Below are 12,668 nucleotides of genomic sequence, written 5' to 3' on the forward strand. Positions count from 1 at the left end.
CTTTCCTAAAGCCGCCTAGTCAATTTTTAAAAAAATAATGGCAATAGGTTTCTTTGTCATGCACATTTTTGAAAATACAATGAAAATAATGAGTGTGCAGGCCATTCCAATCCAATTTCCAGTAATTTTGGTTCATTTCACCCGGAAAATTGTTATTTATTCCGAGACTCTATTAAAAGGCTACCCAAATAAGTGAGCAATTATGTTTCATTCACCTGTTAAAAGAGCTGTTAGGACAGCCTTTTGTGCATGGAGACGGTTTTCGGCTTGATCATAAATAGCCGAATGAGGACCGTCAATGACAGAAGCTGTTACTTCTTCTCCGCGGTGAGCTGGTAAGCAATGTAAGAAACTAACGTCCTTTTTGGCTAATGTTAAAAGCTGGTCATTCACTTGATACGGCTGGAATATCTCTTCACGCTCAGACTGCTCTGCTTCATATCCCATACTGGCCCAAACATCTGTATAGATCGCATCAGCATTTTCTGCGGCTACTTGCGGGTTTGTCGTCTGAACGAGCGTTGCTCCTGTCTCTTTCGCTGCTTCTGTCGCTCGTTGAAAAATCTCCTGATCGACTTCGTATCCTTTTGGAGTAGCAACCGTCACATCCATGCCCGTTTTTGCCCCTATGGCAAGCAATGAATGGCAAACATTGTTCCCATCGCCAATATAAGCGAGCTTTTTACCAATAAGGGTCTCTTTTTTCTCGAGAATCGTCAAGGCATCTGCAAGCGCCTGACAAGGATGATAAGCATCCGTTAATGCATTAATCACTGGTACGGTCGCATAGTGTGCAAGCTCTTCCACAGACTCATGAGAATTCGTTCGAATCATAATTGCATCCACGTAGCGGGAAAGGACATTGGCGGTATCTTTAATTGGTTCTCCTCTACCAATTTGCAAATCTTTTGGGCTTAAAAACAGTGCATGCCCTCCAAGTTGCGTCATTCCGACTTCAAATGACACCCGGGTTCTCGTCGACGCATTTTCAAAAATCATCCCGAGTGATTTTCCTGTAAGATAAGGGGTCGGCTCTCCATTCTTTGCTTTTTGCTTCAGCTCGAGCGCTTGGGTAAGAAGTTGCTGAACTTCCTCTGGTGTATAATCTAACAGTGTTAATAAGTCACGACCTTTTAAAGAGATGACTTTTTCTGACAAATGGTTCATCTCGTGTTCTCCTCCCATGGTTTCCTAATTCATCACAACATCTGGAAGTAAAAACGGCTCGCCATCCTTTACTTCTAGACATTCAATCATTTTTTCGAAAGTGGCTAGATCAGACACGACCGTCACTCGTTGCTTCAATGCCTCTTCTCTATTTTGTTTTCCGGTTTTTTGCCCAGGAGCCGGAACACTCACTAAACAAATGGCATCCTCTGAAGCGAGCCACTCAGAAAAGGACATCGCTTCCTCCGTTACAACTGAATACCCTTTTTCTTTTAATTGTCGAAGAAGCGGTTGCCATTCGGTATCGTACGCTCGATCCACTTGACAGAAAACAGAGCCTTTTTTCCGGAAAAGCGCTGGAGTCTGTTCCTCTCCCCACGCAAACGCTTTTCGGAAAGCCGATGGGAGATCCTTACTAATAGCAATCAGCTCACCAGTGGATTTCATTTCCGCTTCTAGTAATGGATCGAGCCCCGCGAGCTTTTGATATGAAAACACAGGTGCTTTTACCGTATAATACGGGGATTCCTTTCGGTAACCAGCTGATAGGCCTAACTCGGCAATGGTTTTACCGAACAAAACATCAATTGTATGCGTGATGAGTGGTAATGAAGTGGCCTTACTGAAAATCGGCACGGTCCGGGAAGCCCGGGGGTTCACTTCAATAACGTATAGCTCTTCATCATAAAGGACGAATTGAATATTGAATAATCCTTTGTACGCCATCCCTTTAGCAATTTGCCTTGTATAGTTGATCGCCTGTTGCTTCCACTTAGCTTCAAGTGTAGGTGGTGGAGTCACCGCCATACTATCACCAGAATGAACACCTGCTTTTTCCACATGTTCAAACATCCCCGGTATGAAAATATCAGATCCATCTGTTAATACATCGACTTCAAATTCCACACCCGGATAATAGGCGTCCACAAGTATTGGGTACGTGACCGAATGGTTCTTGTCTTCACAAAAGGCCGCCAGTTCCTCCTGATTAGAAGCGATGAACATCCCTTGACCACCGATCACATACGATGGGCGGAGTAAAATTGGATAACCGATCGATTGTGCAGCTTTCAGTAGTTCTTCCTTCGTCTCTGCCGTCTTCCCTGGAATGTGAGGCACCTCGACGGAGCACATAAATTCATAAAAACGCTCACGATCCTCTAGCTGGTCGATGACATCTTGCGTCGTCCCTAAAATCGAGACACCTGCTTCTTCAAGCCCTTTCGTAAGACCGATCGCTGTCTGTCCACCAAGCTGAACAATGACGTGATCTACATTTTCCACCTCGATGACGTTCAATACATCTTCTACAGCTAATGGCTCAAAGTAAAGACGATCGGCTGTTTCATAATCAGTGCTGACCGTTTCCGGATTGTTGTTAATAATGATCGCTTCAAAGTTACGTGCTCTAAGGCTTTTGGCCCCATGTACAGAACAGTAATCAAATTCGATCCCTTGTCCAATACGAATCGGACCAGAGCCAATAATTAACACTCGTTCTTTTGCTTTTTCCGGTAGCAGTAAATCGTTTTCCCCAGTCCAACTAGAGTAGTAGTATGGCGTTTTTGCTTCAAATTCCGCCGCACACGTATCAACCATTTTGTAGCTTGGAACAACCCCTAACGCTTTTCGAGTGTGCCGAACATCAGCCAATCCAACTCCCCAACTAGATGCGAGCCATTCATCGGAAAATCCGTATTTTTTATAAGTGGAAAGTTCATCTGATGTTATGTCATCTAGTGATTGTCCTGCAATTTCCTTTTCCAATGTCATTAACTTGGCAAAGGAGGTGAGGAAAAAACGATCGATCTTCGTTTGCTCGTGAATCGCTTCAATTGTTACGCCACGGCGAAGCAGTTCAAGGATTGCAAAAAACCGGCGGTCATCCGCTTTTTTCACAATCGCCCATAACTCGCTGTCCTCCCATTGGCTAAGAGAAGGAAGAGAGAGTCCGTGCGTTTTGATTTCGAGCGAGCGTACCGCTTTTTGTAAGCCAGCCTCAAGATTCCGCTCGATCGCCATCACTTCACCAGTCGCTTTCATTTGCGTTCCTAGTTCGCGATTGACATGGACAAGTTTGTCAAACGGCCAACGTGGAAACTTTACAACAACATAATCAAGAGAAGGCTCAAAGCTCGCATACGTATCTTCGGTAACTGGGTTTTTTAGTTCGTGTAACCCGTAACCTAAGCTAAGCTTCGCTGCCATTCGTGCAATTGGATACCCTGTCGCCTTCGAAGCGAGCGCCGATGAACGACTCACGCGAGGATTGACTTCAATAAGATAGTATTGTTTGCTATCAGGGTCTAAGGCGAATTGAATGTTACAGCCGCCTACTATTCCAAGGGTACGAATGATCTTTAACGATGCTGAGCGAAGCATTTGATACTCTTGATCGGTTAACGTTTGTGACGGTGCGACAACGATTGAATCCCCTGTATGAACGCCAACTGGATCAATGTTTTCCATGTTACAAACAGTAATACACGTATCATTGCTGTCACGCATCACTTCATATTCAATTTCTTTAAAACCAGCAATGCTTTTCTCGATCAAACATTGTTGAATCGGACTTAGTTCTAAGCCGCCTTTTACAATGCGGATGAGCGCTTCCTCTGATTCAGCGATTCCACCACCAGCACCGCCAAGGGTATAGGCTGGCCGAACGATAATTGGATAACCAACCGTGTTTGCAAAATCAACGGCTTCTGCCACTGAATGAACAATTTCGCTTTCTGGTACAGGCTCATGGAGCTCATGCATTAATTGACGAAACGCTTCTCGGTCTTCCCCTTTTTTAATTGACTCCATGGGTGTCCCTAATAGCTCCACATTGTAGGCCTCTAAGATACCAGCTTCCTCTAGTTTCATCGCCAGGTTAAGGCCTGTTTGCCCACCTAATGTTGCCAGTAAGCCATCAGGTCGTTCCCGTTCAATAATGTTCTTCACACTGGCAACCGTTAATGGCTCGAAATAAACGACATCAGCGCACGCTTCATCCGTCATAACCGTTGCTGGGTTGTTGTTGACGAGAATGACTTGGATCCCTTCTTCTCTTAAGGCGAGGCATGCTTGTGCGCCAGCGTAATCAAATTCAGCCGCTTGCCCGATGACAATCGGACCTGAGCCGATTACGAGTACTGATTGAATATCCGTCCGTTTAGGCATAGGTTTTCTCTCTCCCCTTTGCTGCTACATCATCGATGAATGAGTGAAAAATTTCGTCACTGTCACTTGGCCCTGGATGAGCCTCTGGGTGGAATTGAACCGTCTGAATCGGTAAATGTTTGTGGGTTAACCCCTCAATGGAACCGTCATTAATATTTTTAAACGTAGTGTCCCAATCCGTTCGTTGGAGTGAGTCTTCCTTCACTACGTAACTATGGTTTTGTGACGTCATATACACACGATTCGACTTCAGGTTGATCACGGGTTGGTTCGCTCCCCGATGACCGAAACGGAGCTTCTCCGTGTCTGCACCAAAGGCTAAGGCGAGCAACTGGTGTCCAAGGCAAATCCCGAGACTCGGATAGGTCGATGCAAGGCGATAAATAGTCGGAAGCCGATCCTCGATTTGCTTTGGATCTCCTGGACCGTTCGAAAATAAGAGACCATCTGGATTTAATTCTTGCACCACTTCAAACGAAACATCGTAGGGAACAATCGTCACCTGACAATCACGTTTTAGTAAAGAATTTAAGATCGATTGTTTAAACCCGTAATCAATTAAAACAATGTGAGGACCGTTCCCTTCAAACGTCTCTACTTTTTTCGTTGACACTTCATCCACTAACGCCCGCTCAGACAGGGGCACCCACTCTTCAAATGACACACGGGAAAGGTCGGTCGTGATGACCGCAGGCATATCACCTTGCTCACGAATTCGTTTCACGACAGCTCTCGTATCAATGCCTGTTAGTAGCGGAAGCTGGTGCTGATCACAAAATTGCTGCAACGATTGAGTCGCTTCATAATGGTGTCCTTCTTCCGATTGTTCACTAACGATAAGCCCAGCGGCTTGTGGCTCCTTGCTTTCAAAATCTGAAGCGTTGATCCCGTAATTCCCGATAAGAGGGTATGTGAAGACAACTAGCTGCCCTTTAAACGATGGATCACTTAACACCTCTTGGTAGCCAGTCATTCCCGTAAAGAAAACAACCTCTCCATATACATCCTCTTTTGCATTCGCGATCTCTCCAGCAAATGTTTCCCCTGTCGCTAATACTAAATATGCCTTCACCTTCGCTCGCCTCCAAAAATCGAATACTTATTACTCCTTAAGAATTTTTATACATTCAATCGCTAAAAAAATACGTTAAGCGTGTACGGAAGCTTGATCAAGCACTTCCTTCAATTGTGTGACCGCCTCGTGCAACTCTTCCGAAGTCACAACGAGAGGTGGCAACAGACGAATCACATTCGGCCCTGCGTTTAAGACTAACAAGCCTTTTTCCCGCAGTTGTTTGATGAAAGGGGCCCCTTCTTCTTGAAGCTCGATTCCGACTAAAAGCCCGTTGCCTCGAATCTCTTTCACAATCTCTAGACCGGAAAGGGCTTCGTTCAAACCGCTCAACAACTGCTTTCCTTTTTCTTGCACAGCCTGTAAAAAGTTAGGCTGGAACACTTCTGTCAGTACCGCTTGTGCGGCCGCCATTGCTAGCGGGTTTCCACCGAACGTAGAGCCGTGACTTCCTGCTGAAAAAGCGTCGATCAAATGTTGTTTTCCAAGCATCGCGCCGACTGGAAAACCGTTTCCGAGTCCTTTTGCGACCGTTATGATATCAGGTGTTAGCTCGTATTGCTGGAAGGCGAATGCCGTCCCTGTACGGCCAATTCCTGTTTGAATTTCATCTACTATAAGTAAAATCCCATGCTCCTGACATACATAATTCACACTAGCGGCAAACTCAGGATCAATAAGGTTCACGCCACCCTCTCCTTGAATTACCTCAAGGACAATCGCAGCTGTTTGCTCGTTTACAACCTGTTTTAAAGCCGCAATGTCATTGAATGGAACGTGATGGAACGTTTCTAGCATCGGACCGAATCCAGTCTTAATTTTGTCCTGTCCTGTCGCAGACATCGTTCCGAGTGTACGCCCGTGAAACGATTGAGTAAATGTGACGATCTCGTGCTTGCCCGTTGCTTTACGTGCAAGCTTAATTGCCGCCTCATTGGCCTCTGCCCCGCTGTTGCAAAAAAAGACAGCATCCATTCCGCTTTGCTCCGTTAACAGTGCTGCTACATTTTCTTGAATTGGAATATGGAATAAGTTCGACACGTGCCAAAACGAATGAAGCTGCTCTTCTACGGCAGCCACGACCTTCGGATGGCAATGACCGAGGTTACAAACAGCGATTCCTGAGACAAAATCTAAATATTCATTTCCTTGGTTATCATAAAGCTTTGTTCCTTTTCCAGAAGTAATCGTTACATCCCATTTGGCATATGTGGGAAAAAGATGGCTCATCGCGTTCCTCTCCTATCCTTGCGAATGAATGACTTGCTTTTTTATCGTCGTTCCGATCAACTTCCCAGACTCTGCAAAAAACACGTCGTTGCCATTAACGATCGAAACAGCCTCAAGGGTCCCTGTCAAACTATGAATTGCGGAACGAACCTTTGGAATCATCCCGCCATAGATCGTGCCCTCTTCAATCAATGACTCTACTTCCTCAGGCGTTAAAGCAGGGACTAACTCATCATCCTTTAAAATTCCTGCAACATCGGTTACGAAGATTAGTTCTTTTGCTTGTAACGCAGTAGCAACCGCCCCTGCGACCGTGTCTGCATTCACATTGTACGGTTCAAATTCATCATTGACGCCGATTGGAGCGAGCACCGGGACAAATCCGTCAGCTACAAGCATATGCAAAAGTTCACCATTAACGTGCACCGGTTCACCCACGTAGCCAAGATTTGCTTCATCGATCGCCTTGACGCGAACGAGTTCACCGTCAGAGCCAGATAATCCAATGCTTTTCACGCCTGCTTTTTGCAGTTTGCGGACGACCTTTTTATTCGTCTGACCACACAATACCATTTCGGCCACTGACAACACGGAATCCGTTGTTTTTCGCAAACCATCAACAAACGTTGTTTCAACCTCGAGCTTGGCGAGCATGCCATTAATGGCTGGTCCGCCCCCATGCACAATGATCGGTTTCGCTCCTTCGGCCTGCAAGCGCCGAACACTCGTAAAAAATGAATCTGACAGTGAATCTAATACACTTCCCCCGCATTTAATGACGACAATGTCCCCCATAAATGTTTCCGCTCCTTTTTTCAATCCCTTACGTTCGATAACCGGCATTAATTCGTACGTAATCATAGGTTAAATCACAGCCCCACGCTTTCCCTGTCCCATTGCCAATATGAAGGTTCACCGAGATTTTTACAGGGTCTGCTTCTTTCAAGTAAGCTGTTGCTTCCTCTTCTGAAAAGCCTGTAGGCTCACTTTGCTTTAATGTCACAATCGGTCCGATCGCTATATCAATTGTCTCTTGATTAACTTCACAACCGCTGTACCCAATCGCACAAATGACCCTTCCCCAGTTGGCATCAGCCCCGTAAATCGCTGTTTTGACAAGATCAGAACCGACGATTTGCTTCGCCACCATTCCTGCTTCTTGATCATTAGCAGCGCCTGTGACTTCGACTTCGATCAATTTTGTCGCCCCTTCGCCATCACGGGCAATTTGCTTCGCGAGATCTTCACAAGCAAGCTGGAGTGCCTTGTAAAAATTAGCCCAATCGGGATGCTCCGGTGTAAGAGTTTCGTTTTCGGCAAGACCGCTCGCCATGACGACAACCATGTCATTTGTTGATGTATCTCCATCCACGGTAATTCGATTAAAGGTCTCATTCGTAATCGCCGATAACGCCCCTTGAAGATGACCATGATCAATATTTGCATCCGTTGTCACGAACGATAACATCGTCGCCATATTCGGATGAATCATCCCTGATCCTTTTGCAACTCCTCCAACAGTAACGGTCATACCATTTACTATCGTTTGATAGCACGTATGCTTTTCTACCGTATCGGTCGTTAAAATCGCTTCATTAAACGCGTGAGCGCCCTCGATAGTCGCTTCTGGCTTCAATTGACGAATCCCATTCGTGATGACGTCCATCGGTAAAAATTCGCCGATCACTCCCGTAGAGGTCACCGCAACATAATGCTCTGGAATGTGAAATGTTTCTGCCCCTACCGCTCTCATCGTATAGGCATCATCCAATCCCCGTTTTCCCGTACAAGCGTTAGCAATTCCACTGTTGACGATCATCGCCTGCAGCTTCCCTTCCACGGCAATGCTTTCTTGTGTCACCTTTAACGGTGCCGCCTGCACTTTGTTTAATGTATAAACAGCCGCGCTGCTCGCAGGAACTTCACAAACAATCGCGCCTAAATCTTTTCGCTTTCGCTTGACACCCGTATGAATGCCTACGGCGGAGAAGCCTTTCGCCGATGTCACGCTGCCCGTTTCAAGTTTTAAGACATTTGCTGTTTCATTGATGACGTTCATCTCTATCGCCTCCATCACGGGTATAGGGGAGAGCTTTCCAAGCCCAATGTTTCCTCATATCCGTTCATTACGTTGTAGTTTTGTATCGCTTGCCCTGCAGCACCTTTCACCAAATTATCAATCACCGAAACGACCGTGATTCGATTCGTCCGCTCATCATAAGTCACGCCGATGTGACAACGATTGCTCCCAAACACTTCTTTCGTTGCTGGGTAATGCCCCTCTGAGTACACATGAACGAACGGTGACGTCTCATACACGTACGCAAAATGTTCGCGCAATTCCTTTTCAGAGATTGCTTGATTAGCCTCAGCATAAATGGTCGCCATAATTCCTCGAACCATTGGGACGAGATGTGTAGAGAAGGTAACATTGCCGACCGACTCATCCCAGTTACGCAATTGTTGCTCAATCTCCGGTGTATGTTTGTGCTGGTTCACTTGATAGATTTTAAAGTTTTCGTTCATCTCACTAAAATGGGTAATCTGCGAAGGGTTTCGTCCAGCCCCTGATGTTCCTGATTTCGCATCAATAATGATTCGTTTCGGGTCAATCCATTTCTGTTGTACTAATGGCGCTAACCCGAGCAGGACAGCCGTTGGATAGCAACCTGGATTGGCAATGATTTGGGCCGCTGCTATTTCGTCACGTTGCCATTCGGTTAATCCGTATACAGCGCCTCGGATCGTTCCCACTGGAGCCGCTTGTCGCTTATACCAAGCTTCATAGACATCTGGTTCATTTATTCGCAAATCACCAGATAAATCGATCACCTTCAGGCCTAATTTCACAAGATCAGGTGTCAACTCTCCCGATACTCCAGGTGGTGTCGCTAAAAACACGGTATCCACGTCCGCGCGTATCGCTTCTGGATCGATTGCCTTTAACGTCCAGCGCACGTTTCCAGAAAGGTGCGGATACATGTCATCTAACGGTAACCCTTCTTGTGATGATGAATAGCAGATGATTTCCTCAACGTTCGGATGCTGCGATAACAGACGAATGAGTTCTAGTCCTCCGTAGCCTGTTGCACCGACAATACCAACCTTCACGATTGTTCTCCCCCAATATCTGTTTTCAGAACTTTTTTAACGTTGCTTCTGATTATAAAACTGAATAAAAATAAATTCAACTGTATTTTTATATATTTTTGTTTTATTTTCTAATCGGCGAAAATGACAAACGATAAGTGCTGAAGTTTTCATGTTTAGCTCCCGTTCTCGTCGGTGTTCATTCATGACTCTGTATAAGCGGCCGCTTAAATCCATAGCTACAACTGAGTGAAAAGAATGATGGTCGCTTTTTAGAACCTTGATGATTTGTGCTTTGTATAAGGTCTCTCCGTTTATACCTTTTAATAAAAGTACCATTTCCTTAGAGTGAAAAAAGAGCGCCGATACCATCTCGTGGTCAGCACTCTTCCTCTTTATTCATTGAGCTCGCTCCTTAAACATTTCTGGCGAGCTAGATTGATTTAATATCTTGGTATGACGAAATAATGATTTTTTGGGGATAAAACCATTATATCTTCGTGAGTTCCGCTATTATCCCCCCAATGGATAAGGAGTTGTATATAGTCATTTTTATTCGTAAACATCGATTCAAAGCTGTGAATAAAATCTTCGCTCTGATGCTCTTCTGTTAAAATCGCTTCTTCATAGAATTCAGCTTTATGCATTAGTTCACCATTCCGTGTAAACTCTGCATCTACAAGAGAGACCTCTCCCTCCCCTTGTCAATAGATAACACCGAGCCAGTCTCCTGGGGCATCAGGTTCTCGATTATAATCGTAAGCCGCTTCCCATTGGTATCTTCTGTCGCTCCTCCCCATTTCAGTGATTGATTGATTGAATATGCACCCCATATGAGAAGGAGGGTTGCGATTACGAAAATTGTGTAAAGATATGGTTTGTGTCGAGCCATTGTACTCACTATCCCCTCTGCCAAAGTAAACAGACTTAATATCGATTACATCTCTCATGATACACGTTGTTCAAAAATTACTATCCTATCTCCTTTGCGTAGTTACAACCTCAGCATAAAAACCTGCTGTGTGTTTTACAGTAGGCTCTACTATTCTATTCATTCTTTCCCAAATAGACTCTTGCTTCATATGGACGTAATCGGAAGGATGTATATGATCCGTTTTCTTCTTCATCATAGTTGCTAAGCAGCAAGGTCGGTTCGCTTAACACTACCTCGGCTGGGCATTCAAAGTCGGTTATTCGCCCGTAAAAGTTACATACGACGAGAAGTGTTTGCCCATTGTACGTCCGTTTGTAGGCAAAAATCTCTGGATCGTCCTCAAGAATGAGATCGTACGAGCCATGAACGAGGATCGCATGCTCTTTTCTTAATTGAATCAGTTTTTGATAGTGATAAAAAATCGAGTTCGGGTCTTTCAATGCTTGCTTTACGTTAATTTCCTTATAATTTGGATTGACTTCAAGCCACGGCGTTCCGTCTGTAAAACCTCCATGTTTTGTCTCATCCCACTGCATCGGCGTTCGTGCATTATCTCGCCCTTTTGCATGAATAGACGCCATAAGTGTTTCATGAGGAACCCCTTGTGCTCGTTTTTCTTTGTACATGTTCAGTGTTTCAATATCTTGATATTGCTCAATCGAATCGAAGCGAACATTCGTCATCCCGATTTCTTCCCCTTGATAAATAAAAGGGGTTCCCTTCATACAATGGAGAAGAGTGGCAAGCATTTTTGCTGATTCTACACGGTAGGATTGATCATCACCGAACCGTGAAACGATTCGCGGTTGATCGTGGTTGTTCCAATAGAGTGAATTCCACCCGATGTCTTGCAATCCTTTTTGCCAGCGGGAAAGACTTGCTTTCAAGTCTTTAAGCTCGAGAGGCTTAAGATCCCATTTCCCGTTTGGCCCTTGATCGAGACCAACGTGTTCAAATTGGAATACCATATTCAGCTCGTTACGCTCTTCTCCCGTATAAAGCTGGGCAAGCTCTGGTGTTACGCCTGGCATTTCACCAACCGTCATGAGATCATAATGCTGCAGGACGTTTTCATGCATTTCCTGTAAATACGTATGGATGTTAGGTCCATTCATAAAATAGTTCGAACCAGATACGTACGGTTGCCCCGGCTGAGGTTCTGCATCAGGTAGCCCGTCCACTTTTGATATAAAGTTGATCACATCCATGCGAAAGCCATCGATTCCTTTGTCAAGCCACCACGTCATCATCTCATAAATCTTTTCCCGTAACTTCGGATTCTCCCAATTTAAATCAGGTTGCTTTTTTGAAAACAAATGCAAATAATATTCACCCGTTGTCTCATCGTACGTCCATGCAGACCCGCTAAAATTAGAAGCCCAATTGTTCGGTTCCTTACCATCTTTCCCTGGTCGCCAAATGTAAAAATCCCGATACGGATTGTCTTTTGACTTTCGTGATTCTACAAACCATGCGTGCTCATCTGAACTATGGTTAACGACAAGATCCATGATCAGCTTCATTCCCCGGGTGTGAATCTCAGCTAAAAGTGTTTCCCAATCGGCCATTGTACCGAACTCATCCATGATCGCCTTATAATCACGAATGTCATAGCCATTGTCATCATTTGGAGAATCGTAAACTGGTGAGAGCCAAATGACATCCACTCCGAGCGTTTTTAAATAATCAAGTCGTGAAATGATACCAGGAATATCGCCAATTCCATCCCCATTGTAATCTTGAAAGCTTCGCGGGTAAATTTGATAAACGACACTTTCTTTCCACCATTGCGTACTCATCGTTTTACCTCCTAACGAAAACGTTTACGTAAACGACCAATTAAAATCTCCCCCATTTATCGGTCCGAGTTCTACTTTGATAGATATGTTCGAGAGAGAAAACGTTTACGTGGACATCCTATCACATCTTTTTTATCCCTTCCACCATTGTCTTTTATTTTTTACCTAAAGGTTCAACGGATAAAAGAGCCTTGACTCAGATGTCAAG

Annotated in this window: 8 protein-coding genes; all 8 read right to left on the reverse strand. The window is 44.8% G+C overall.

Annotated features, from left to right (window positions below):
- Nucleotides 1–207: 207 nt before the first annotated feature.
- Nucleotides 208–1,167, reverse strand: a complete 960-nt coding sequence (gene argF / locus E2L07_RS08415; protein WP_134229347.1) for an ornithine carbamoyltransferase — start codon at nt 1,165–1,167, stop codon at nt 208–210.
- 24 nt (nt 1,168–1,191) lie between these two features.
- A complete protein-coding gene (locus tag E2L07_RS08420; protein WP_053430663.1) occupies nt 1,192–4,335 on the reverse strand; it encodes a carbamoyl phosphate synthase large subunit in 3,144 nt (1,047 codons plus the stop codon).
- Complete coding sequence (locus tag E2L07_RS08425; protein WP_134229348.1) at nt 4,328–5,407, reverse strand: carbamoyl phosphate synthase small subunit; 1,080 nt, start codon at nt 5,405–5,407, stop codon at nt 4,328–4,330. The genes E2L07_RS08420 and E2L07_RS08425 overlap by 8 nt, the downstream gene beginning before the upstream one ends.
- Before the next feature lie 75 nt (nt 5,408–5,482).
- Nucleotides 5,483–6,637, reverse strand: coding sequence for an acetylornithine transaminase (locus tag E2L07_RS08430; RefSeq protein ID WP_134229349.1), 1,155 nt, complete (start codon nt 6,635–6,637; stop codon nt 5,483–5,485).
- A 12-nt stretch (nt 6,638–6,649) separates the two neighbouring features.
- Nucleotides 6,650–7,432, reverse strand: a complete 783-nt coding sequence (gene argB, locus E2L07_RS08435) for an acetylglutamate kinase (RefSeq protein ID WP_083445611.1) — start codon at nt 7,430–7,432, stop codon at nt 6,650–6,652.
- Between the two features lie 28 nt (nt 7,433–7,460).
- The gene (gene argJ, locus E2L07_RS08440) at nt 7,461–8,696 is read right to left on the reverse strand and encodes a bifunctional glutamate N-acetyltransferase/amino-acid acetyltransferase ArgJ (RefSeq protein WP_134229350.1); all 1,236 of its coding nucleotides are present in this window, start codon (nt 8,694–8,696) and stop codon (nt 7,461–7,463) included.
- Between the two features lie 14 nt (nt 8,697–8,710).
- Nucleotides 8,711–9,748 carry an N-acetyl-gamma-glutamyl-phosphate reductase gene (gene argC, locus E2L07_RS08445; RefSeq protein ID WP_134229351.1) on the reverse strand — a complete coding sequence of 346 codons (1,038 nt, stop codon included), beginning with the start codon at nt 9,746–9,748 and terminating at the stop codon, nt 8,711–8,713.
- Nucleotides 9,749–10,774: 1,026 nt separating this feature from the next.
- On the reverse strand, nt 10,775–12,460 hold the full coding sequence (locus tag E2L07_RS08450) for a glycoside hydrolase family 13 protein (RefSeq protein ID WP_134229352.1): 1,686 nt from the start codon (nt 12,458–12,460) through the stop codon (nt 10,775–10,777).
- Between the last annotated feature and the right edge of the window lie 208 nt (nt 12,461–12,668).

Origin of the sequence: Halalkalibacterium halodurans, assembly GCF_004376175.1 — a bacterium.
Classification (GTDB): Bacteria; Bacillota; Bacilli; order Bacillales; family Bacillaceae_D; genus Halalkalibacterium; species Halalkalibacterium halodurans.